The 23,702-nt window shown below is 69.8% G+C and carries 21 protein-coding genes and 1 pseudogene; 13 read left to right on the top strand and 9 right to left on the bottom strand.

Going from position 1 to position 23,702, the window contains the following annotated elements:
* The first annotated feature begins 123 nt into the window (after positions 1-123).
* Both AB0J58_RS39935 and AB0J58_RS39930 read left to right on the top strand, forming a co-directional pair.
* The gene (locus AB0J58_RS39935) at positions 124-819 is read left to right on the top strand and encodes a winged helix DNA-binding domain-containing protein (RefSeq protein WP_364225821.1); all 696 of its coding nucleotides are present in this window, start codon (positions 124-126) and stop codon (positions 817-819) included.
* Between the two features lie 248 nt (positions 820-1,067).
* On the top strand, positions 1,068-1,907 hold the full coding sequence (locus tag AB0J58_RS39930) for an alpha/beta fold hydrolase (protein WP_364225818.1): 840 nt from the start codon (positions 1,068-1,070) through the stop codon (positions 1,905-1,907).
* Between the two features lie 254 nt (positions 1,908-2,161).
* On the opposite strand, the gene AB0J58_RS39925 is transcribed toward AB0J58_RS39930, so the two are convergent.
* A complete protein-coding gene (locus AB0J58_RS39925) occupies positions 2,162-2,377 on the bottom strand; it encodes a hypothetical protein (protein WP_364225815.1) in 216 nt (71 codons plus the stop codon).
* 1,103 nt (positions 2,378-3,480) lie between these two features.
* The gene (locus tag AB0J58_RS39920; protein ID WP_364225813.1) at positions 3,481-3,942 is read right to left on the bottom strand and encodes a hypothetical protein; all 462 of its coding nucleotides are present in this window, start codon (positions 3,940-3,942) and stop codon (positions 3,481-3,483) included.
* Positions 3,943-4,207: 265 nt separating this feature from the next.
* Between AB0J58_RS39920 and AB0J58_RS39915 the strand changes: the two genes are divergently transcribed.
* From AB0J58_RS39915 to AB0J58_RS39895, 5 genes are all read left to right on the top strand, one after another.
* Positions 4,208-6,232: a fatty acyl-AMP ligase gene (locus AB0J58_RS39915; RefSeq protein WP_364225810.1), complete on the top strand. Its 2,025-nt coding sequence runs from the start codon at positions 4,208-4,210 to the stop codon at positions 6,230-6,232.
* A 2-nt stretch (positions 6,233-6,234) separates the two neighbouring features.
* On the top strand, positions 6,235-6,618 hold the full coding sequence (locus AB0J58_RS39910; RefSeq protein WP_364225807.1) for an acyl carrier protein: 384 nt from the start codon (positions 6,235-6,237) through the stop codon (positions 6,616-6,618).
* Positions 6,611-12,184, top strand: a complete 5,574-nt coding sequence (locus AB0J58_RS39905; protein WP_364225804.1) for an SDR family NAD(P)-dependent oxidoreductase — start codon at positions 6,611-6,613, stop codon at positions 12,182-12,184. Before AB0J58_RS39910 ends, AB0J58_RS39905 begins: the two co-directional genes overlap by 8 nt.
* A gap of 141 nt (positions 12,185-12,325) precedes the next feature.
* Positions 12,326-12,544, top strand: coding sequence for a hypothetical protein (locus AB0J58_RS39900; protein WP_364225801.1), 219 nt, complete (start codon positions 12,326-12,328; stop codon positions 12,542-12,544).
* Positions 12,545-12,675: 131 nt separating this feature from the next.
* A complete protein-coding gene (locus AB0J58_RS39895) occupies positions 12,676-13,227 on the top strand; it encodes a hypothetical protein (RefSeq protein WP_364225799.1) in 552 nt (183 codons plus the stop codon).
* Here AB0J58_RS39895 and AB0J58_RS39890 read toward each other — a convergent pair.
* A complete protein-coding gene (locus tag AB0J58_RS39890) occupies positions 13,224-13,634 on the bottom strand; it encodes an Imm10 family immunity protein (RefSeq protein ID WP_364225797.1) in 411 nt (136 codons plus the stop codon). The genes AB0J58_RS39895 and AB0J58_RS39890 overlap by 4 nt on opposite strands.
* A 93-nt stretch (positions 13,635-13,727) precedes the next feature.
* Complete coding sequence (locus AB0J58_RS39885; protein WP_364225794.1) at positions 13,728-14,822, bottom strand: hypothetical protein; 1,095 nt, start codon at positions 14,820-14,822, stop codon at positions 13,728-13,730.
* Between the two features lie 604 nt (positions 14,823-15,426).
* On the opposite strand from AB0J58_RS39885, the gene AB0J58_RS39880 reads away from it, so the two are divergent.
* A complete protein-coding gene (locus tag AB0J58_RS39880; protein ID WP_364225792.1) occupies positions 15,427-16,383 on the top strand; it encodes a helix-turn-helix domain-containing protein in 957 nt (318 codons plus the stop codon).
* A gap of 182 nt (positions 16,384-16,565) precedes the next feature.
* Complete coding sequence (locus AB0J58_RS39875; protein ID WP_364225789.1) at positions 16,566-17,459, top strand: hypothetical protein; 894 nt, start codon at positions 16,566-16,568, stop codon at positions 17,457-17,459.
* On the opposite strand, the pseudogene AB0J58_RS39870 reads toward AB0J58_RS39875, so the two are convergent.
* A pseudogene (locus AB0J58_RS39870) lies at positions 17,402-17,977 on the bottom strand (GNAT family N-acetyltransferase). The gene AB0J58_RS39875 and the pseudogene AB0J58_RS39870 sit on opposite strands and share 58 nt — an antisense overlap.
* A gap of 3 nt (positions 17,978-17,980) precedes the next feature.
* Entirely contained in the window at positions 17,981-18,364 is a 384-nt protein-coding gene (locus AB0J58_RS39865; protein WP_364225787.1) for a hypothetical protein, read from the bottom strand.
* A gap of 50 nt (positions 18,365-18,414) precedes the next feature.
* On the opposite strand from AB0J58_RS39865, the gene AB0J58_RS39860 reads away from it, so the two are divergent.
* The 4 genes from AB0J58_RS39860 (at position 18,415) to AB0J58_RS39845 (ending at position 20,872) form a co-directional block, all read left to right on the top strand.
* Complete coding sequence (locus tag AB0J58_RS39860; RefSeq protein WP_364225784.1) at positions 18,415-19,164, top strand: DeoR/GlpR family DNA-binding transcription regulator; 750 nt, start codon at positions 18,415-18,417, stop codon at positions 19,162-19,164.
* 153 nt (positions 19,165-19,317) lie between these two features.
* Positions 19,318-19,443 (top strand): transposase, encoded by a 126-nt coding sequence (locus AB0J58_RS39855; protein ID WP_364225781.1) that lies wholly within the window; start codon positions 19,318-19,320, stop codon positions 19,441-19,443.
* Positions 19,444-19,808: 365 nt separating this feature from the next.
* The gene (locus AB0J58_RS39850; RefSeq protein ID WP_364225778.1) at positions 19,809-20,138 is read left to right on the top strand and encodes a hypothetical protein; all 330 of its coding nucleotides are present in this window, start codon (positions 19,809-19,811) and stop codon (positions 20,136-20,138) included.
* A gap of 299 nt (positions 20,139-20,437) precedes the next feature.
* Complete coding sequence (locus tag AB0J58_RS39845; RefSeq protein WP_364225775.1) at positions 20,438-20,872, top strand: hypothetical protein; 435 nt, start codon at positions 20,438-20,440, stop codon at positions 20,870-20,872.
* Here the strand turns inward: AB0J58_RS39845 and AB0J58_RS39840 are convergent.
* Genes AB0J58_RS39840 through AB0J58_RS39830 form a run of 3 tightly spaced genes read right to left on the bottom strand, consistent with a single transcriptional unit; the run spans position 20,863 to position 23,290 of the window.
* A complete protein-coding gene (locus tag AB0J58_RS39840) occupies positions 20,863-21,528 on the bottom strand; it encodes a response regulator transcription factor (protein ID WP_364225773.1) in 666 nt (221 codons plus the stop codon). The genes AB0J58_RS39845 and AB0J58_RS39840 overlap by 10 nt on opposite strands.
* Positions 21,525-22,655, bottom strand: a complete 1,131-nt coding sequence (locus tag AB0J58_RS39835; protein WP_364225770.1) for a histidine kinase — start codon at positions 22,653-22,655, stop codon at positions 21,525-21,527. Before AB0J58_RS39835 ends, AB0J58_RS39840 begins: the two co-directional genes overlap by 4 nt.
* 20 nt (positions 22,656-22,675) lie before the next feature.
* Positions 22,676-23,290, bottom strand: a complete 615-nt coding sequence (locus tag AB0J58_RS39830) for a hypothetical protein (RefSeq protein ID WP_364225767.1) — start codon at positions 23,288-23,290, stop codon at positions 22,676-22,678.
* Between the last annotated feature and the right edge of the window lie 412 nt (positions 23,291-23,702).

Raw genomic sequence — 23,702 nt, 5'->3', positions numbered from 1 at the left:
GCCGATGCTGGACCGCCGGCAGAGGGGCGCCTTCGGCGGGTCCACCGCCGGACTGGACCTCGCCGAGCTGGCCGCCGCGGTGCGCGCGATCCTCGGCCAGGGCACGTCCTCGGCCAGGGCACGGTGAGCAGGCCCGAGCTCGGCAGGGCGCTGGCCGAACGGTGGCCCGGACGCGACCCGATCGCGCTGGCCCGGTCGGCACAGGGCCTGCTGCCGATAGTGCACCCGCCGCCCGACGGCACCTGGGGACGGCGCGGCACGACCCCCTTCACGCTCGCCGACCGGTGGCTCGACCGGCCACCGGCCGACGAACCGTCGGCGCGGGAGCTTGTCCTGCGCTATCTCACGGCATTCGGCCCGGCCTCCGTCAAGGACATCCAGGCATGGAGCGGGATGACCCGGCTACGCGAGGTCGTCGAATCGCTCCGGCCGCGGTTGCGCGTCTTCCGGAACGAGATGGGAGGGGAGCTGTTCGACCTTCCCGACGCGCCACGGCCCGACCCGGACGTTCCCGCGCCGGTCCGCTTCCTGGCCGCGCTCGACAACGCCGTGCTCGCCCACGCCGACCGGACCCGCATGATGACCGACGAGCAGCGCAAGCACACCATCGTCGAGGCGGCGATGACCGTGGACGGCTTCGTGTGCGGACTCTGGGCCATCAAACGTGACAGGAAGGATACGGCGACGCTGGTCGTCAAGCTCTTCGAACCCCTGGCCGGACAGGACGTGGCCGCCGTGACCGAGGAGGGCGTCCGCCTGCTGCGCTTCGCGGCCGCAGACGCCGACGGCCACGACATCCGCTTCCACTCCGTCGACTAGGTGCAGGTGCCGGGCAGCGAGCCGTCGTGCCAGGTGTTGAGGTGCCCGATCACCTGGCACCCCCAGCTCGGCTTCGCCCTGTCCGGCGACGCGAACTCGAACCTCCACCGGCGCCCTGACACCACCGGACACGGGGCAGGCCATCTCGCGACGTGATCCCGCTTGACCTTGACACGGTGACAGGGCCTTCACTGTGGCTCGTCCCACATTTCAACGCGCTCGACGCGCGACTGGGGGTGCAATCCGTCATGACCGTGATCTACAAGTCCGAGGCCGGTGAACGCGAGCTCCGCGACCACTACCGGCAGGTGCTGGAGGCCTGGCCGGTGCCCGCCGAGCACGTACGGGTGCCGACTCGCGAGGGCGAGACCTTCGTCCTCGTCTCCGGCCCACAGGACGCGCCGCCCGTGGTGCTGCTGCACGGCTCGGGCGCGAACGCGTCGATGTGGCGAGAAGACCTCGCCACCTGGTCGCAGCACTTCCGCACCTACGCCGTCGACCTCGTCGGCGAGCCGGGCCTGAGCGCGCCCTCCCGCCCCGCCCTGGACTCCGACGCCGTGTCCCTCTGGCTGGACGACGTACTGGAGGGGCTCGGGATCACCGACGCCGCGTTCGTCGGCGCGTCCCTCGGCGGCTGGACGGCCCTGGACTACGCCATCCGCCGTCCAGAACGAGTGACCCGCCTGGCCCTGATGTGCCCCGGCGGCGTGGGACGGCAGAAGGTCGGCTGGATCTTCAAGGCCCTGCTGACCCGCCCGTTCCGACGCGGCGGACTGCGCGAGTCGGCGATGGCCGTCGCAGGGCTGGACGGGGAGAAGGACCGGCAGGCGCTCGACGCCGTCGTCCTGACATTCACGCACTTCAACCCGCGCAGGGAGAGGCTCCCGGTATTCCCCGACGACGCGCTGGGCGGTCTCACCATGCCCGTACTCGTCATCGTCGGTGGCCATGACGCCATGTTCGACTCCCAGCAGACCGCGCGGCGCGTCCGTGAGTACATCCCGCACTCGACCGTGAACCTGCTCCCCGAGGCCGGTCACGCCATCTTCGGTCAGGCCGAGCCGATCGCCGAGTTCCTCCGGGCCTGAGGTGAAAGGTCACTCAACACCGGAAGCCTGGAGGAAGCCCTCGGCGTCCTGGCCATCGAGACTCGATCGACCGATTGGACTTCCCACCCGGTACCGCTGATGAGGAGGTGAGTGCCGTTGTTTCTCGCCGATGTCCCACTCGGTGTTGATCTCCGGCCGCTGTCAGAAGTCACCGACAAGCGCTGCTCGTTCAGCCCGACAGAATCATTCCTGCTTGTCATGCGGGCCGACGGATACCCGTCCCAGCCGTCGCCCTAGGTGCCGGTCGCCGCCAGGGTCCCGGTGTCGTACCTGGTGAAGTGTCCGGGGGTGTCGGCCGCGGAGAACAGGGTGGTGCCGTCGGAGGTCAGGGCGAGGTCGGTCGTGGTGTCGGCCGCCGAGGCGGCGGGGGCCGCAACAGTGAGCAGGCCGGTGAGCAGGCCGACTGCGCCGCAGTAAGCGGCTAATCGGTGAACCAGTGGGTGACGCACGAGGACCCCCTAGACAGATGGGAACATAGGTTCTAATAACATCCTACGAGTGCTCCCACGTCGAGATCGGCCGATCGCACGACACCAAACCGTGATCAAGTACATCCCCGTCCCGGTCGAGGAGCGAGGTGCTCCAGAGATTCCCGACAGACCACTCGCCAGGGCGGTAACAGTCCGAAGGAGATAGAAGCCTGCCGAAAGGTTCCAGGCGTAGGTTCAGCCAGGAGTCCAAGGACAAGGCTGTGCGCATGGTCCTCGACGACGGCTTGAACCCAGGCACAGCACTTCAGTCGGTGGCATAGCCCGCGGCCGCAGATTCCGCTGTCCGGAATGATCTCGGCCCCTCAGTCGACGACCTGCTCCGCGACGGAGAGGCCATGTTCCTGCGGCTCGGAGATCCGCCCTCACCCGTCCCCGAGCCGGTCGCATCTCTGCCGCTGGACTACATCGCGGCTCGCGACAACATGAACACCGCCACCAACCGGGCCTCTCGCCGGTGTTCCCCGGCCGCCGAGCGGGCCGACCCTGCCGCCCCGACCATCTCTCTGCCCTTCCCAACAAGATCGATATTCCAGCGGCCGCCGCCGTCCGTCAGCAACTCCTGGAGATGCCTGCCCCGTCATCACCGACGCCCTCGGCTATCCGGTCCGCCGCCTTCGGGAGCGGCAGCCAAGGCAGCACTGCCCAGAGCGCCAAGCATTTCTCAAGGAGTGTCGGTCAGAATGACGGTAACCAGCTGCTGGATCCGCGCACTAAGGCAGAACCCATCCCCAAAGAGAAGCCCAATGCCCCGTGATTTTTCCACGAACCACAACGAAACCGTCATTGCGCCCGGTCTTTCGACCAGCCACAACTAGGTTTTGCCAGGACAGCCCGTCCACCGACGCCCGCCCGACGCTCTCCGGCGAGAAGGGGATTCAGGGACGTCATCAACGGCGCTGAACGGTCCTTGTGAATCTATGGACTATCGCAGACGGCAAGCAGGGGATAAAAGGATGCCTGCGTGGACTGCTATCGCATCTTCCACGACAGACGTGGCTCATTCTCAACAACGACATTGTGTCCGCGCTCGGCGCGAGGATGACTCCCCCCTTCTTTCTTGTTCACCTACGCCGCACGCGAGCTGTCGGCCTCGCCGCAGCAAGGCCGATCTTCTCGATGATCACGATGCAGGATTCGTCGGAAACCCGCTCGATGGCCTGCTTTCGCATCGTTTGGATGCGAAAGCAGGCCACCGAGGCGGGCTTGGTCATCGTCGCCGCCGGAAGCGCGGGCCTGCTGGGCGCGGCGACATTCCTGATCTTCGCTATGCCGATCGCCCGGTTCGCCCGCGATTCCCCAACGAACCGGCAGATATCGATCGCCGCCGTCGCGGGCAGGTCCGGCTCGCCACCGACACGAACAGGGGGCGGTACAACAGGGCACACACCTTCGCGTGGACCAGCGGTCATGTCATCGGTCCCGGATTGGCGGGCACGGCGCTCTTCGTGGCGCCGGCGAAGCTGCTCGTCTTGGTGCCGTCCAGGCGGTCCGGTTGGAGCGGTTTCCTCTCCCTCGTCGAACAACGTCCCCGTCGTAGAAGCGGCTCCCGCCGAGACGGCCGGCGCGGCACAAGGACACGGCACGCATGACAACTGAAGAAACACGATCCAGGATCACGATGACGAACCTCCACCTTTCCCATGAGCACAAACGAGCGGGCCGCTACGCGAACGCGTACAGCGCCGTCAAGGCTGCGATCCGCGATATCACTGATGCCCCAGCCACCGACGACGCGCTCGCAAACGCCCCGCGCACCGACGGCGCCCGGCAGTGGAGACGACCTCGTCGATGCCCAGCCAGGAGCCGGGCAGCGGAGACGACCTCGTCGGCCCCCTGCCACCCGCGAGCCCGCTGTGCCGGCGCCTCGGACGCCACGCCGAGGCCGAACGCCACATCATCGGAGTCCGCCACGGCGCGGGCCATCCCTACCTCGCCGCATTTCAGAACGGCCGAGACGGCCTGCCGCAGGGTGCTCGCGAACCTCGACGCCCGCCGGCGTTCGACGAACTCACCGGACGCCCGGTGAACCGGCGAGCGGACACGCGGCCCGTCTCACTGGTCGCGGCCGTACGCGACCACGCCGCCGCGCATCCGGACCGACCGGCGCTGAGTTTCACCGACTTCAACCACGTCCGGGACGGGATCACGACCACCTGGATGTACGCGGAACTCGACCTGAGGGCCCGCGCGGTCGCGGCGGAGCTGCTGCGGAGGTGCGTGCCCGGGGACCGCGCCGCCATCCTGTGCCCACAGGGCCTGGACTACGTCGCTGCTTTCCTTGGGTGCCTGTACGCCGGGGTTCGGGCGGTGCCGCTGTACCCGCCGGAGTCGTTTCGCGGGAACTCCCGGCTCGAAGCGCTGCTCACCGACGCCGCTCCGGCCCTCGTGCTGACGACCTCCTCGACGCTGCCGACGATCACGCGTCTCCTGGCCTGGGAGCCCGCGGCGGCACCGGACCGGTTCCTCGCCGTTGACGAGATCGACCCGGCGTCGGCCGCACGCTGGGAACCGCCCGAGGTGGACGACGACACCGTGGCCTACCTGCAGTACACGTCGGGGTCCACGTCGAACCCTCGCGGTGTCATGGTGACCCATGGAAACCTCGCGCACACCGTGGCGCAGTGCGAGCGGGCGTACGGGCTGACCTCGCATCTGGGTGTGAACTGGCTGCCCTTCTTCCACGACATGGGCCTGGCCAGCGGCGTCACCGTACCGCTCACCCTCGGCCTGCACACGATGACGATGACGCCGTTCGCGTTCGTACAGCGGCCTGCCCGATGGCTGCGGCTGATCAGCCGGTATCGCGGGACCTTCGCCGCCGCGCCTAACTTCGCCCTGGACCTCTGTGTGGACCGTGCCACCCCCGACGAACTGGAGGGGGTGGATCTGAGCTGCCTGGCGGTGCTGCTCAATGGAGCCGAACCCGTGCGGGCCGCCTCCCTGCGCCGCTTCAGCCACGCTTTCGCGCCATACGGCTTCACCGCCGCCGCACACACCGCCAGCTACGGGCTGGCGGAGGCGACCATCCTGGTCACCGCGACACCGGTGGGCACCGGCCCCCGGCTACTGGACATCGACCGCACCGCCGCCACCGAGGGGCGGGTCGCGCCGATCGGAGAGAGCGCCGTATCGGCCGACGGACGCGCCGGTGACGAGCAGGCCCCGCCACACGTACGGCGCCTGGTGGCATGCGGTGTCCCGGCAGGCCAGCGGATCACGATCGTCGACCCCGACAGCCGTGCGGAGCTTCCGCCAGGCCGGATCGGCGAGGTCTGGGTGCGCGGACCCAACGTGACCGCCGGTTACCACGGCTTGGCGGAGCGGACCCGCGAGGTCTTCCAGGCCCGGCTCCTGGACAACGTCGCGGGCGAGCACTGGCTGCGCACCGGCGACCTGGGGTTCCTGCACGACGGCCACCTCTACCTCGCGGGCCGCCACAAGGACCTGATCGTCGTCAACGGCCGTAACCACCATCCGGCCGACATCGAGGCCACGGTGGAGACGGCGCACGCGTGCGTGCGCGCCGGGCACGTGGTGGCGTTCGGCGTGGACACCGGGGACACCGAGCGGTTGATCGTCATCGCCGAGATGGACCCGCGCGCGCTGAACGGCGACGGGTCCGATGGGGACGGACTGCTGCGCGCGATACGCAGGGTCGTCGCCGACCGGCACGGTATCGAAGCGCACGACCTGCTGATGGTCTGCAGGGGCCAGATTCCGATGACCTCCAGCGGCAAGCCCCGACGCGCCGACGCGCGGCGGCGTTACTTGGACGGCGAGTACAAAGTGGTCACCTTCGCAGGCAGGAGTTGAACTTGTCCGGAAGCATCACCAACCGGGACGCCGGGGAGATCGAAGAGTGGTTGATCCGGCGCGTCGCCGACCGCGTCGGCGCGCGGGCCCAGGACATCGACTCGCGCTCCCCCCTCGCCGACCTCGGCCTGTCGTCGGCGGACGCGGTGGCGATGAGCGGCGACCTGGAAAAGCGCTACGACGTGCCGGTTCAGGCGACCCTGCTCTGGGAGTACCCGACGATCAGGGCGATCGCGGAGCACCTCGCCGAACACTCCGCGGCTCCGGACGGCGTCCGGTCGGGCCCGTCCGCCACGGCCTTCGACCTCCTCCTTCGGGAGACCGAGGAGACCGTGTGGGAGCACGAGCAGACCGGGCGGGCGTTCGAGCGGGTCGACGATGTCTGATCTGAGCCGCCGGATCGCTCAGCTGCCCGACGACCGGCGGGAACGACTCGCCGACCGGCTGAAGTCCGCCGCCGACACGGTCGCCTCCGAGCCGATCGCGGTCATCGGCCTGAGCTGCCGCCTGCCCGGCGGCGCGGACTCGCCGGAGGCGCTGTGGCGGTTGCTCGTCGAGGGCCGGGACGCGGTGCGCGAGGGGCCGCACGAGCGCTGGGACGTGGACGCCTTCTACGACGAGGATCCGGACGTCCCGGGCCGCACCACCTCCCGGTGGGCGGGTTACCTGGACGACATCGCGGGGTTCGACGCGGCGTTCTTCGGCATCACCGCGCGCGAGGCGGCCGCCATGGATCCGCAGCACCGGCTGCTGCTTGAGGTGGCATGGGAGTCCCTGGAGCACGCGGGCATCCCGCCGGACGGTCTCACCAACAGCAGGACCGGGGTGTTCGCCGGCCTGTCGCACTTCGACTACGCGCTGCGGATGACCGGCCGCTACACGGAGATGAACGCGTACACCGGCACCGGCAACGTCCACAGCACCGCCGTCGGCCGGATCTCCTACCTCCTGGGGCTTGTCGGGCCTAGCATCGCGGTCGACACGGCCTGCTCGTCCTCACTGGTGGCCATCCACCTCGCCTGCCAGAGCCTGCGGCTGCGCGAGTCCGATCTGGCGCTGGCCGGTGGCGTCAACCTCCTGATCCGACCAGAAGACATGATCGTCGGATCCCAGTGGGGCATGTTCTCGCCTCGCGGGCGCTGCCATCCCTTCGACACGCGGGCGGACGGGTTCGTCCGGGGCGAGGGCGCCGGGGTCGTGGTCCTGAAGCGCCTGACCGACGCGCTGCGCGACGGCGATCGGGTGCTGGCCGTCGTACGCGGCTCGGCCGTCAATCAGGACGGCAGGTCGCAGGGGATGACCGCGCCGTCTCCCGCCGCCCAGCGGGCGGTGCTGCGGGCGGCGCTTGACATCGCGGGAGTCGATCCCGCCGAGGTCGGGCTGATCGAGACGCACGGCACCGGCACCCCGCTGGGAGACCCGATCGAGTTCGCCGCCCTGGCCGACGTGTACGGCGGCGGCCCGCACCGCTGCGCGCTCGGGGCCGTCAAGTCCAACCTCGGCCACACCGAGTCGGCCGCAGGCGTCACCGGGTTCGTCAAGGCGGTGCTGTGCCTGTGGCACGGCCTGGTGCCGCCGAACCTGCACTTCGATCAGTGGAATCCGACGATTCCCGGTGAGGACAGCCGGTTCTTCGTACCCACCGGCCTATCCCCTTGGCCGGCGAAAACCGCGACCAGACTGGCCTCGCTGTCCTCCTTCGGGATGAGCGGCACCAACGCGCACGCGGTGCTCGAACAGGCCCCGGAAGTGACGCACGGGCACGGCGGGAGTCCGGCGCCCGGACAGGTCCGGGAAAAGATGCCCGAAGTCTCCATGTACGCGGTGCCCGAAAGAGGATGGAAAGCACTTCCCGAGCACGCCACAGACGCGGTGCCCGAGCAGGCTCGGGGAAAGGCCGCGGGGGGAGACCGGGATCGCGTGCCGGCGGTCGTCGCGGAGAGCGGCAGGCCCTTCCCGCTGTCGGCCGGGTCACCGGCCGCGCTGGCCGCCGCGGCGAGAAAGCTGGCGGAGGCGCTGCGAACCGGCGATGTGAGGCTCACCGACGTCGCCCACACGCTGGCCCTGCGGCGTTCGCACCGGCAGGTCAGGCTCTGCACCGTGGCCGCCACACGCGAGGAGCTCGTCGCGCGGCTCGACAAGGCCGCGGCAGGCGAGCCGGACCACCGGACCGCGAGGGGATCGGCCGGCGGTGGCTCGGCTCGCGGCGCGGTGTGGGTGTTCCCCGGGCAGGGCTCCCAATGGGCCGGTATGGGACGCGGCCTGCTGGCCACCGAGCCCGCGTTCGCCGCGGCGATCGGCGAGCTGGAGCCGCTGATCGCCGCCGAGGCCGGTTTCTCGGTGATCATGCTGCTGCGCGAGGGGCGGCCGATCACCGCCCTCGACCGGCTCCAGCCCGCGCTGTTCGCCGTCCAGTACGCGCTCGCCGCGACCTGGCGGTCGCATGGCGTCGAGCCGGTGGCGGTGATCGGTCACTCGCTGGGCGAGGTGACGGCCGCCGTCGTCTCCGGCGCGCTTTCGCTCGCGGACGGCGTCCGGGTCGTCTGCCGCCGCTCGCAGCTGATGGCGGGGATCGCCGGTGCGGGGGCGATGGCACTGGTGGAGCGGCCGGCCGAGCAGCTGATGGCCGACCTGCCCGGCACAGTCAGCGTGGCGGTGCTGGCCTCGCCGCGCAGCACCGTGGTGTCGGGCGCCGCCGCCGAGGTCGAACAACTCGTCACGTCCTGGCGGGAACACGACCTGCCCGCCCGGTTGATCGAGGTGGACGTGGCGTCACACAGTCCCGAGGTCGATCCGATCCTGGACGACCTCGCCGACCGCCTGGCCGATCTCGCGCCGCGCCCAGCGCGGATTCGCTGGTACTCGACGGTGACGGACGATCCGCGCGGCGGGTCCGCCCCGGACGCCGCCCACTGGGTGGCCAACCTGCGGCGGCCCGTCCTGTTCTCCGGCGCCGTCGCCGCCGCGGCGGACGACGGCCACACCGTGTTCGTGGAGGTGTCGCCGCATCCCGTCCTCGTCCACGCGATCACCGAGACGCTGGACGGCCGCAGCGGCGACCACGTCGTCCTGCCCACCCTGCGGCGCGGGCAGGACGAGCCGGAGGCCGTGACCCTCCAGCTCGCCGCCCTGTACTGCGCGGGCGTCTCGATCGACTGGACGCGCCGGTACGGGGCGGGCGGCCTGGTGGACCTGCCGACCACCACGTGGGACCGCAGGCGGCACTGGATCGACCTGCCGCTTCCGCACCCGGACGACCAGGCCGTCGCGCGGGTGGGTCGCCCGCCGGCGATCACGGCGGATGAGATCGCCCCGCTGCTGTACGAGACCGTCTGGGAGTCGGTCCCGCTCGCCGACGTTCCGTCCTCCGGAGTCTCGGGCCGGTGGATCGTGCTGGGTGAGGACGGCGACCTGGCCGAGCAGGTGGGCAGGACACTGCGGGCGGCCGGCGCCAGCTGCTCCGTGTTCGATCTGGACACCGGCTCCGGCCCGGCGTACAGCCCCGGTGCGGGAGGCGGCGAGTTGCCCGCGGCCGTGTCGGCGGCGCTCGGCGCGATCGACTCGTCGTGTCGCGGCGTTGTCGTGCTTGTCGGTACCGCCTTCCATGGGTCCGAAACCGCGCGCGGCGACCTGGTGGATCGCTCCGCCGGTCGCCTGTCGCGTGTCCTCCGGCTCATCCAGGCCGGAGCCGACGGCGTCGGCCGGTCGGCCTCCGATCAGGCCCCTCGGCTGTGGATGGTGACCCGAGGCGCCCAGGCGATCTTCCACGGCGACGAGGTCGCCCTGGACCAAGGCGCGCTGCGCGGACTCGTCCGAACGGCCATGTACGAATATCCCGAGCTGCGGCCGACCATCGTCGATCTCGACCCGGCCCTTCTCGCCCACGGAACGCTCGCCGAGCAGATCGTGGGTGAAGTGCTCGCCGAGTCCGTCGAGGGCGAGATCGCCTGGCGCGACGGGGAGCGCCGGGTGGCCCTCCTGGTCGGCCTGTCCCCGGAGAACGAGGCGCGTTCCGCCACAAGACACGTACGGCCCGACGGGAGCTACGTGATCACCGGTGGCCTGGGGGCTCTCGGCCTGGAGATGGCGGGCTGGCTGACCGAGCGGGGCGCGGGCCGAATCGTCCTCAACGGCCGGACGGCTCCGTCCGAGCACGCCGAGAAGGTCATCACCCGGTTGCGCGCCGCGGGGACCTCGGTGGAGGTCGTTCTCGGCGACATCGCCGAGCCGGGCGTCGCCGAGCGGCTGGTGGCGATCGCCGCTGTGGGCGGATCGCCGCTGCGCGGAGTTGTCCACGCCGCGGGCGTGGTCAGCGCCGGCCTGATCGCCGAACTCGACACGGACATGGTGTACCAGACCTGGCGGCCCAAGGCGCTCGGCGCATGGCGACTGCACGAGGCCACAGACGGTCACGAGCTGGACTGGTTTGTCTTGTTCTCCTCCCTCTCGGCGCTGGTGGGTGGCCTGGGGATAGGCGCCTACGCGGCGACCAACGCCTGGCTGGACTCGTTCGCGGACTGGCGGCGGGCACGCGGGCTGAAGGCGTTGAGCGTCGCCTGGGGTCAATGGAGAGGCCTGGGGATGGCCGCGCGCCTGTCCAGCCGCGACTACGCGGCCATCAGCGTCCAGGAAGGCGTCACCGCGCTGGAGACACTGCTGGACCACGACCGGGCACGGGCCGGGGTGTTCCGCTTCAACCCGGAGGACCTGGCTGCCACCCTGCCCTCCGCGGTGGATTCCCGCTTCTTCGCGGCGACTCCGGTACACCGCCACGACACCGCGGGCAGCGGCACGGTACGGGCACGTCTGATGGTGATGGAGACCGGCGAGCGCCACGACGCGATGTCGGCGTACCTGGGCGAGCTGATTCGGGTGGCCCTCGGCATGGCCGTTGCCGCCGAACCGCACCGGTCGCTCGCCTCTCTGGGCTTCGACTCGCTCATCGCGTTGCAGTTGCGCAACCAACTGGAGTTCGACCTCGCGATGAAGATCTCCGCCACCACCGTGTGGGCTTTCCCCACCACAGCCGCCCTCGCCGGACACCTCTTGGAACGCATGGAGTCACCGGCCGACGACACGTCGCAGGACTCTCCGACTCCGGAACACAGGGATGCGCCCGACTCCCCTCTCCTTGAACAGTCGCCGGATTCACCGTCCCTTCCGTCGCGGCAGCAGGCCGGTGAGTGGTTCCCGCGGTACCTGCCAAGGCCGGAGGCCCGGGTGCGCCTCTACTGCTTCCCGCATCTCGCCGGAACCGCCTCGGCCTATCGCCCGTGGGGGCAGGTGCTGCCCTCCTTCGCCGAGCTGACCGCCGTACAGCTTCCCGGCAGGGAGGAGCGGGGCGCCGAACCTCCGGTGACGGATCTGCGCGTGCTGGCGGCGACGCTGGCCGAGGCCCTGGCGGCAGATCGAGACCGGCGGCAGTTCGCCTTCTTCGGCCACAGCAGCGGTGGCCTGCTCGCCTTCGAGACGGCGCGGGCATTGCGCCGCTTCGGCCATCCGGCGCCCGTGCTGCTGGCGGTGTCCGCCATGGGCGCGCCGCAAGACCCCAGATGGGCCAGGCGACTCCGCGACCACCTGCCGGAACGACCACTGGAGGCGCTCGCCGGTCTCGACGGTGTGGCGGCCGAGGTCCTGCGTGACCCTCAGCTGACCGCGAGGCTGCTTCCCGTCGTCGAGGCGGACGCCGCCCTGTACGGGAGCTACCTCTACACCGAGGAACCACCGCTGGACTGCCCGATCTCGGTGTTCGGGGGAGAGCAGGATCAGGTGTACGACGCCGCCGAGCTCCAGCTGTGGGAGGCTCAGACTACCGTCGGCCTGGTCCGCCGGAGCTATCCCGGGGGGCATTTCTACCTGCGCGTAAGGCTGGACGAGCTGATCACCGACCTGGCCGCCGATCTGGTGGCGGCGCTCGCCGCCACCAAGGTCGGCTGGGCTTCCCCTGGATGAGGAGACCGCTACCGCGCTGCTGCGCTGCTGCCCGTAATGACCGCTCGGTCCTTTCGACGACGCACCGCGCGGGTGGTCGAGTGCCGTCCACGCCCGCTCACCGACACACCGCTGCAGGTGCCGGACGCCGCTGTCGGCCAAATGAGCCACCTGCTGGACCACAGCGGCGTCACCGCCCTGATCGAGGCCGAACCGGCTGGACGACCTGGCCCGCGAGGGCTGCCGATCCGCACCGTGCTGCTCGGACTGCTGCTGTCCATCCAGTACACCGGCAAGGCCACCCTCTGTGATGCCTGGCGGCTGGTTCAGCCTCACTCCTGCGGCTCAAGCCCGTTTGGGGCTGGAAGCGATCAACCCTGACGACCCATACGAACAGCTGGCCGGTTCCCGACGCTTCTACCGAGCCTTCGACCGGATCACCAGCGTGCTGGACCCTGCCCGCACTGATCGGCGCACTCGCTTGCCCCAGCACGCCACTGCTTGGGAGGACGATGATCCTGAGCACCGGCGCCGGCGCGACCTGCTGCAAACACCTGATCCTCACCCCCTTCGCCCGGGACAAAGGTCGCCGCTACTTCAAGCACTACCAAGGCGACGTCGGCATCGACGCCACCGTCATCCCTACCTGGGCCAAACCACCCCGTGTCAACAAAGGCCTGGCCTCGACCGAGATCACCGCAGGCTGGCATTACAGCGCCGGCGCCGCCCCACCCACCTTCGGCTACAGCGCCACCCTCGCCACCGCCACCCGAACCCGCAGCACCCTGGACACCTACCCGCAACCCGTGCTCGGCCTGGTCATCGACACCCCGCACAACGGCGCGATGCGCGACCTCGCCCCCGAGGTCGCGCGCTACGCGCTGCGGGTGCCCGGAGCGTGGCCGATGCTCATGTCCATGCTCCCGGACCTGCGTGGCGGTGCACTCGGCCTGGCGCTGTACGCGCTCGCCGAGGTCGGCGACGCCGCCGAACGCCTCACGCTGGTCCCTGAGCTGCGCGTCCTGCTCGACGGGCCGGATGAGGCCACCGAGGCCGCCGCTTAAAGGTTCAGAACGTGTGGCCGCGCGTCAGCGCGGCCGTAGGAGAGGATGCGCCGCAGTCCCTGCCGTAGTTGCTCGACAGATTCTTGGTCGACATCGAGAGCCACCTCGACTTCGGGTTCGGCCAGACCAAGCGCCTCCAGGTCGTCAGGGTCGAAAACGACGCGCAGCACGTTGTCGCTGAGCCTGATTTCACGGACGGCGCCATAGGCGGTTCCTTGATTCGCGGTGATGACGCAGTGGGTGTCCATACCCAAGGCGATGTCTTGGTCGTCAGGTTCATAGGTGCAACACTGAAAGATCAGCATCATGCCATCACCATCCTGGGTCTCGCTGACCCCGGCGGACAGGAATTCACCCTCTAGGTCTTCATCGGCTCCGGCGGCTTGGGCCGTGAATATGATCGTCATGGCGGGAAAGATAGCGGCAAGCTAGGACAAATCTTCAGGTCGGTAATGAGGCGCGCAATACCCTCTTTGGGCACCGACCTCGATAGGCGTGGTTCATCTCGTGTAGGCACTCAGGTCCCGCATCCACACGGCGCCGTCGCCGTCTCCGGTGACGACGACCGGTCGGCCGTTCACCCGCCCGATCGCCACCGCAAAGACACTGTTGGTATATTCCATCGGTTCGCCAATGGGTTGGCGCGTGACCAGGTCCCACACCCGCACCGTGCCGTCAACGTCGGGACCGCCGCCACCGCCGGTGACGGCGACCGGTCGGCCGTTCACCTGCTCGACCGCCACCGCCGAGAACCCGTAGGTGTGGCCGGTCGGCACCGGTTCGCCGATGAGTTTGTACGTGGTCAAATCCCACACCCGTATGTTCTCGTCCTCGCCGCCGGTGACGGCGACCGGTCGACCGTCCACCCGCCCGACCGCCACCCCCCAGACACGGGTGTGGCTGGTCATCGGTTCGCCGGTGGGCCGGCGCGTGACCAGGTCCCACACCCGCACCGTGCCGTCAACATCGCCGGTGACGGCGACCGGCCGGCCGCTCACCTCTCCGACCGCCACCGCAACGACGAAGTTGGTGTGTCCAGTCATCGGTTCGCCGATGGGCCGGCGCGTGACCAGGTCCCACACCCGCACAGGGACCTTATGAGTGGCATCACCCCAGTCGCCGCCGGTGACGGCGACCGGTCGACCGTTCACCTGCTCGACCGCCACCGCCGAGACGGAGCCGGTGCGGTTGGCCACCATCGGTTCGCCGATGAGTTTGCGCGTGGCCAGGTCCCACACCCGCACCATGCCGTCATAGCCGCCGGTGACGGCGACCGGTCGACCGTTCACCTCTCCGACCGCCACCGCCCGAACACCCTCGGGGTGTCCGGTCATCGGTTCGCCGATGGGTTGGCGCGTGGTCAGGTCCCACACCCGCACAGTGCCGTCACCATTCTCACCGCCGCCACCGCCGGTGACCGCGACCGGTCGACCGTCCACCTGCCCGACCGCCACCGCCGAGACGACGTCATCGTGATGCCCCAGCAGATCTACGGAAGGCCAGAAGTGGACGGTGAGCGCCACGCAAGCTGTCAGCACGGCGATCCACCCGAGACGTCGGCGGGAAAGCACTCGCCGCACCGCCACTGCCGGCATCTCCAAAGTCCTGTCCCTGGCAGGAATCGTGTCCTCCGCATCCGTGGGGTACGGCGACGCGAGGCCGACGGATGCGGGCCAAGTGGACGGGACAGGCTGTCCGGGGCCGGAGGGACCACTCGCATGCCGCCCGGTCGTATCGTGGCCGGATGCTTCGGGATCACCCGTGTCCGGCCGACCCAGATCAGGCACCACTCATCGTCCTTTCTCGCGGCATCACACCTCGAGGGCGGCCGGGCGGAGCCATCCGGCCACAGATGGTCGAGAAAAGTGTGAGTGGTCGCAGCGTGCTAGATCACGCGAACGAATCCACTGCGCCTGGAGATGAGCCCCAAGCGATGATCAGAAACATAGTCACTCAGTTAGTCACCCGGCAACGCAGAAGGCCACTCCCGATCTCTCGGAGGTGGCCTCTGATCTTGTGGGGTGTTCACGAGTACGGGCAACCCGGGGAAGAACAGGGGCCTACAAGATCGCTTCCCGAAATGAAGGTGATCGTTTCCCGGAAGTCGCGGACGCTACCCCGCGCGGCCCCGGCCACCGACGACCTGCACGTCAATGGCAGCAATGACAACAAGCGGGAAAAAGCCGCCATAATGAAGTCATGATCCCCAAGGTCGTGGCCGTCGTCGGCGACCTGGCCGCCGCGTTCGAGCTCGGGATCGTCTGCCAGGTGTTCGGCCTGGATCGCTCCGACGACGGGCTGCCGCTTCACGACTTCACGCTCTGCACGCCGCGGCCTGGCACGATCCCGACGACCTCGGGGTACACCATCCAGGTCGAGCACGGGCTGGAGCGCCTGATCGACGCCGACCTCATCACCGTGCCCGCCTGGCCTCAGCTCGACGCGCCCGTTCCCGCTCTCCTGCTGGCGACCCTACGGGAAGCCGTCGCGCGAGGCGCCAAGGTGCTGACCGTCTGCACGGGCGCCTTCCTGCCGGCAGCCGCCGGGCTGCTCGACGACCGGCGTGCCACCACCCACTGGCAGTTCGCCGAGTTGCTCGCCCGCCGCCACCCGCGGGTCAGCGTCGAGCCCGACGTCCTGTACGTCGAGGACGGCCCGGTGCTCAGCAGCGCCGGGGCCGCCGCCGGGATCGACGCCTGCCTGCACCTCATCCGGCTGCAGTACGGCGCCGCCACGGCCAACGCCCTGGCCAGGCGCCTGGTCGTCCCGGCCCACCGGGCCGGCGGGCAGGCCCAGTACGTGGAGGCGCCCATGCCGCCGCCACGCACCCCGTACGAGCTGTCGGAGCTGCTCGACTGGATCATGGAGCACCTCCATCAGCCGCTCACCGTGGAGGCGCTGGCCGCGCGCGCGGCCATGTCGCCGCGCACGTTCGCCAGGCGGTTCAAGACGCTGACCGGCACCACCCCGCACCGCTGGCTGCTCGAACGCAGGCTCCAACTCGCCGAGGAACTGCTGGAGACCACCGATCTGAGCGTGGATGCCGTCGCGACGCGGGCCGGGTTCGGCGGCGCCGACACCCTACGCCACCACTTCGCCGCCCGCCGCGGCATCGCCCCCGCCGCCTACCGCCGCGCCTTCCGCCACAGCACGTAACCGACCGCCGACACGGACGCACCGGCTACGGGCATGCCGCTCCCCGAGCGGCTGGGCGAGGTCGGTCGTGAGTAGTCCCGGGATTGGGGCTTCGGGGCACGACCATGAGAATGGCAGGAATTTCCGGTAACCGGGCAGTGCTGCCACTCCTCCTGAATCGTCCGCTCTCACAGACTCGGGGCATGACATCGAGCACACACCGCCGTCCCTCGCTCGCGCGCCCCTTCCCCCTGCCGTGGCAGGAGCGCTTCACGGTCGCCGTCCACGCGCCCGGTGCCGGGCCTCAGCGCTGGGCCGGCGCACCGAGCGCCGTGCTGGACGCCGACGGCACGTTCGTCCTGGCCTACCGCGTGCGGGAGGGTGGCGAGGACTACAACGTCGTGGCCCGCTCCGCGGACGGCGAGCGCTTCACCACCGTCGCCGTCCTGCCGCGCCACCGCTTCGGCGCGGCGATGGTGGAGCGCCCCGCCCTGGTCCGCACCCCGTCCGGCGGCTGGCGGCTGTATGTCAGCTGCGCCACGCCCGGAACCAAGCACTGGTGGATCGGGGCGATCGAGGCCGCGTCCCCGGAGGGACTGGCCGAGGCGGACGTGCGGACGGTTTTCCCCGGCGACGCCCGCACCGGAGTCAAGGACCCGGTGATCCGCTACGACGGCACGGAGTGGCGGGCCTGGATCTGCTGCCACCCGCTCGATGTGCCGGGCGCGGAAGACCGCATGAGCACCGCATACGCCACCAGCCAGGACGGGCTGAGCTGGCGATGGCACGGCGTCGTCCTCACCGGCCGTCCCGGCTCGTGGGACGCCCGCGGCGCGCGTCTGACCAGTGTTCTGCCCGACGGCCGCGCCTGCTACGACGGGCGCGCCTCGGCGGCGGAGAACTGGCGTGAACGCACTGGGCTGGTGACGCCGTCCAGCGGCGTCGGAGGTGCGCCGCTGACGCCGGTCGACGGCCCTCCCGTCGCGGACGTCCGCTACCTCGACGTACTGCCCCTTCCCAACGGCACTCACCGGATCTTCTACGAGGCCCGGCTGCCCGACGACAGCCACGAGCTGCGCACCGAACTGGTGAAGTGACCGGGCGGCAGGACCGGATGGTCGAAGTCACCGGCAGGGTCATGGGTCATGCCGAGGCGTTCCATGACCGCGCTGGAGCGTGTGTTGACCGTCGCGGTGAAGGAGACCACCTCGTCCAGGCCGAGGCGGTCAAAGGCGAAATCGAGCGCGGCGGTGGCGGCTTCGGTGGCGTACCCGTGACCTCAGGCTCGGCGGCTCAGCCGTCAGGCGATCTCGACGGCCGGCATGAACGGCGCCTCGAACGTGGGCCGGTGCAGGCCGGTGAAGCCGATGAACTCGCCGGTTTCTTGGAGCTCCAACGCCCACCGTCCCCAGCCCTGGCGGGCGATCGCATCGTTGCCGACGGCGGCGAACGCGTCGCTCTCGGCGCGGCTGAGCGTGGACGGGAAGTGTTCCATGACCGACGGGTCGGCGTTGAGTGCGGCGAAGGGCTCCAGGTCCGAAGGGCACCAGGGGCGCAGCAGCAGCCGTGCGGTGCACAGTTCGGCCGGCGGCAGGAGGATGGGAGTGTTCACCATGGTTCATGATGCCTTTTCTGCTGTTTCTCGCTCGTGGTAGCCGGGGATGTCCTCGATCCGGTGGTAGACCGGCAGGCCGCGCTCGGTCGCGATGCGGACGTCCTGGTCGGCGCCGGTGGACTCGCCCGGGAGCCGCAAGACCGCGTCGCAGTGGCGCAGCAGCCGCTCTGCGGTGGGATACATGATCTGTTCGGCCACGGGGTCGGCGGGGCCGGTGCCGCCCGCGCCGCGCAGCACGGGCAGGGCCACCCATTCCCCGATCATCGGGACGTGTCCACTGCGGAAGACGGGCCACGCCGCCTCCTCCAGCCGGGCCAGGTTGCGTGCCATCAGTTCGGGGTCGTCGCCCGTGCCGGACCGGTAAGGGCCCGCGATAAGAATCATCACGTGGCAGGACTATAATACGAAAAAGTCGGAATAAACAAGGAGAAACGTGCATGCTGGCCGCGCAACGTAGGGACCTGCTCCTGGAACGCCTGCAGAAGGACGGCCGGATCATCGCCAAGGACCTCGCCGCCGAACTCGGCCTGTCCGAGGACAGCATCCGCCGCGACCTGCGCGACCTGGCCGCGGCCGGCCTGTGTCTGCGGGTGTACGGCGGTGCGCTGCCCGCCTCCCCCGCGATCGCCGACTACGCCACCCGCCAGGGCATCGAGGTCTCCGGCAAGCGGCGGGTGGCCGCCGCCGCGGCCACGCTGATCGGGCCCGGCAGCACCGCGATCCTCGACGGCGGCACCACGACCCTCGAGGTCGTCCGCGCTCTCCCGCTCGACCTGCGCGCCACCATCGTCACCCACAGCCCGACCGTGGCCGGCGCCCTGGCCGACCACCAGGACGTGGAGGTGTACCTGATCGGCGGGCGGCTGTTCAAGCACTCGATGGTGTCCTGCGGCGCGGCGGCGGTGGAGGCGGCCCGCGGGGTCAACGCCGATCTCTTCCTGCTCGGTGTGACCGGCGTGCATCCCGAGATCGGATTGACCACGGACGACGCCGACGAGGCCGCGATGAAGCGCGCCCTGGCGCGGCAGGCCGCGGACACCTATGTGCTGGCCAGCTCGGAGAAGATCGGCGCGGCGTCCCGGTTCGCCGTCCTGCCGCTGACAGAAGTGGCCGGCGTCGTCACCGACGCCGAGGCGGGCAACGCCACGGTACGGGCGCTCGGCGTGCCGGTCGTCCAGGCCACCTGACCGTCCGGCGCAGCCGGTGTGCACGATCTTGCACACTCTCCCGTCGTCCTGATCCTTCGTCCTGCCATAACGACCTCGTTCACGATCGCGATCGAGACGTGCTCCGCGCTTCCCCTCGTACCGTGGAGACCGAACCTGAGGTGAGGTCAGGGCATGGGAGTGACCAGGCGCAGGTTTGATCCGGAGTCCCGGGCAGGCGCAGTGCGCATCGTCAAGGAGACCGGCAAACCCGTCTCGCATGTCGCGCGGGACCTTGGTATCAACGCGCGCAACACGTGAATGCTGGGCGTCGGAAACGACGAGATCCCGCCCGATCAAGCGACCGGACGGGATCTCGTCAACCGTTTCCGAGCCAACTCAAGAACGGCCCCTGGTGAGATGTTCACAAGAGCGTGCGACCCGTCGGAACGAACACATCAGAAGATCACTTCCCGCATTGGCCATGATCGTTTCCCGGACTCGGCCCGCGTGGCGGGCCCGCACAAGGATCATCACCGGCTTGACTGCGATCTTCGCCCGCCGGATGGTATGGCCTCGGTATGCGGATCATCTTCTTGTTCCTTGGCTGGTGGCGCCCCTGACGGGCGGCACCGTTCATCCGCGCAACCGATCTCGACGAGCCGAACGTCCTGCGGCGCAAGGTGATGCGCGCGGTCACCGACACTGACACCGTGGTGAGCTACGACCCCGAACGCAAACCGGGAGTATTCAACCTGCTCGCCATCCTGGCCGCCTGCACCGGCGACGAGCCTCAGCGGCTGGCCGGGCGGTTCGACCGGTACGGCGAGCTGAAGGAAGCGGTCGCCGACGCGGTGGTGGCCACCCTCGCCCCCCTCCGGGACCGCTACCTGCGACTGGCCGAGGACCCGCGGCACGTCCAGGCGGTTCTGCGGACCGGTGCCGACCGTACCCGCGGGCCGGCCGGCGCGAAGGTACGCCAGGCCAAGGCGGCGATCGGTCTGCTACCCGGATGAGTCAGTGGGTGCGGGGGTCCGGCCATCCTTAGCTGAGATCCGTCGCGTCTTCGCCCGCCTCATCGTGCCCGCCGCCAGTCTCGCCGAGCATGTCCTGGACCGGTCCGGATTCCGGCAGAGCCACCGAACCCGCGCCTTGATCAGTCACTACCGCCGTCAAGACGAACCGCCACACGCGATCTACGAATGTAGTGTCGGTCAGGCGAACATCCAGCAGTAGAGCAGTTGCTCGGGCATACCTGCCCGGTGGCCCTTGAAGGCTTCGCCTGAGCTTCCCACAGTGCCGGCAAGCAAGGATCTTGAAGCGCACCCTTCCCCTGGCCGAGCCGCCACGCATCTGCCAGAAGTCGACCATGACGCTGCGCCCTGACGACCTCGGCATCAAAGACAGGCTTCGTCAGGGCCGGCGCTACCTCACCCCCACCTGGCAGAACGCCTACAAGAGCATCCGAGCCAACACCGAAGGCGTCAACGGCAGGGGCAAGGGCCACCACATCGATATCGGCGACCCGATGAACCGGCTCGCGCACGGCCGCGTGGCCCAAACGCTGGGTTTCGCACGCCCACCGGCCGCTCCCACACGCGCTCACAGCGGTCCACCACCACCAGCGCCCTCCGCCACTCGCCGTATCGGCATGATCGAAGCTATGCGCGCCGGGCACGCGGCTGACGGGACCGGCGGCGGCCGGCGTACGTGCTGCGACCATCCCCGCCGAGCCGACCGTCAATCATGAGCGCGACCTGGCACGACCAGGCGGCCCTCGTAGGCTGCGATCACGGCCTGCACCCGATCCCGCAAGCCGAGCTTGGTGAGGATGTTGCTGACGTGGGTCTTCACGGTGTGCTCACTGAGGACCATCGTGGCGGCGATCTCCGCGTTGGACTGCCCCAGGGCGATCATCCGCAGGGTCTCCTGCTCCCTGACGGTCAGCACGTCGAGCTCTCTGGCCAGCTTCGCGGCCGGAAAGCGGGAGGTGAACTCGGCGATCAGCTTGCGGGTGACCGAGGGGGCCAGCAGCGACTCGCCGGCCGCCACCACGCGTACGGCGTGCACGAGGTCGTCCCGCCGTACATCCTTGAGCAGGAACCCGCTCGCGCCCGCCCGCAACGCCTCGAACACGTAGTCGTCGAGGTCGAACGTGGTCAGCATGAGCACCCGGCACGCCGTCTCGGCCGAGACGATCCCGGCCGCCTCGATGCCGTCCATCCGGGGCATCCGGATGTCGAGCAGCAGCACATCCAGCTCGTGCGCGCGGGCCGCCTCGACCGCCTCGATCCCGTCCCCGGCCTCGGCGACGACCTCGATGTCGGGCTGGGCTTCGAGGATCATGCCGAACCCGGCCCGGACGAGCTCCTGGTCGTCGGCGATGACGACGCGCAGACTCCTCATGCCGCCCCCCTGAGGGGCAGCCGGACGATGACCTCGAAGCCCGGTCCGTCAAGGCGCGGTCCTGCGGAGGCGGTGCCGTGACAGGCGGCGGCGCGCTCGCGGATGCCGATCAGGCCGTTACCGCTGTGGGGAAGCGGGCGCGGGGTCCCCCCGCCGTCGTCGGTGATGCGGATCATGAGTTCGTCGTCCTGCCAGTCGAATCGGATGTCGGCGCGGGTGGCACCGGAGTGCTTGACGATGTTGGTGAGCGCCTCCTGGGTCACCCGGTAGGCCGCGACGTCGACGTCGCCGGGGAGCGGGACGGGAGTGCCGGTGACGGTGTAGTTCACGGCCAGCCCGGGACCCGCAACCTGGTCGGCCAGGTCGGGCAGCTCGGCGAGTGTGGGCTGCGGCGCGCGCGGGCCCTCGCCCTCCTTGAGCACGCCGAGCAGTCGGCGGAGCTGCACCATCGCGTCGCGCCCCGAGGTGGCGATCGCGTCGAACGCGGCCTCGGCCCGGTCGGGATCGCTGCGCACCACGACCGGCCCTGCCTCGGCCTGGACGACCATGAGGCTGACCGCGTGGGCCAGGATGTCGTGCATGTCCCTGGCGATGCGCGCCCGCTCGCGTTCCGCGGCCCGCTCGGCCTCGACCTGGCGTTCGCGCTGGAGCTGGGCGGCCCGCTCCTCCAGCGCGGCGGCGTGGCTCCGGGAGACGGCCGCGGCCCGGCCGACGGCGTAGGCGGCGACGAACAGTACGACGCCGCGCACCGCCGTGTCGGACGATCCGGTGAACGCGAGCCCGCCGGCGGTGGCCACGACCAGCGCGAGGACGCGCGGCCACCGGGAGGCATAGGCGGCCGTGGAGTACATCGCCACCAGCGCGCCATACCAAATGGGCTGTGCGGCGACCCGGTCGGACAGGTCGTAGAGGGCGACGGCGCCAAGGGTGACCATGACCACGACCACCGGCGCGCGCCGCCGCCACACCAGGGGTACGGCCGCCGCGAGCACGACCGCGTACCCCCACCAACTCCACGATTCCGGGCTGGACAGGAGTGGCCAGAGCTGGGCCGCCAGGACGAGCGCGGCGAGCGCCAGGTCCAGTCTGCGTGCCGGGATGGCACGCAGCCGATCGAGAAGGGGCACGACTCGGCATTCTTCACTCATCACACAGAAGCCGGTACGGCGGGCTCGACCATGCGGTGCCGGCCGTCGGTCAGGCGGGACGCGCGGGACACACGGGCCAGCGCCAGGAAGGAGATCAGCAGGAAAGCGGCGCCCAGCGGTATGAGATCCTTCTCCACGAACGGCACCAGGACGTCGGCGACCACCAGGACGGGCGTCCACGCCTTGACACGGCGCTGGATCGCGAGCTGAAGGACCAGGCCGATCTGGGCGACGAAGAACAGCAGAGGCCCGAAGTCGTAGATCACCTGCTGCACCCCGGGAACCGCCTGGACCTGATCGAACAGCACACCCATCGCGGCGTGGTCGGCTGAGCGGAACCCCACAACGATGTCGATGGCGAACTGGGCCATCAGCGCGGTGATGCCGATATATCCGGCGGAGGCCAGCCCGGTGGCCAGGCGTCCGTGACCGGCCAGCCTCCGCAGCTCATGAAATGTCATGGCGAAGAACGCCAGGGCGCCGATGAAGGCCAGGTGCCCGGCCGTCCAGGCGAGCCCGGGACCGCGGCTGCCGTCCAGGCCGTCCAGGATGCGGATCACGCCGTAGGCGAAGGTGAGGACGGGTGCGGCGACAAAGGCGATACGGAGGTTCATCTCGTTGACTCCTTAGCTGGGATGACCTCCCCAATCCTGGTTTTCCGCGGCCGCACGGACATCGCCGAGGCGAGCGAACTCCCGCATCCCCCTCAGGAGGGATCCGTCAAACCGGACGGGCTCCCGAGAGCGACTTCCTCACGCTCTCCCGCCGTTTCCATGATCCACTACCAAGATCACCACAGGTGACTTCTCGATCATCTTCGGAGACGGCGCAGACCATCCGGCGCCTCTCGGCCACCGGTCCGCCGCCAACCTCATCAACGCCTTGGCGATGCGTGGCACGGCCACTTTCCCGGCGGACGCCACCTGACCGCGATTGATCCTACGGTCGCGCTCATGACAGAGAACACATCCGTCGTCCCCTTCCATATCAACGTGGCGCAGGCCGAACTCGACGCCCTACGGGATC

Source organism: Streptosporangium sp. NPDC049644 (assembly GCF_040675205.1).
Lineage (GTDB): Bacteria > Actinomycetota > Actinomycetes > Streptosporangiales > Streptosporangiaceae > Streptosporangium > Streptosporangium fukuiense.
This window is presented reverse-complemented; position numbering and strand designations above follow the sequence as displayed.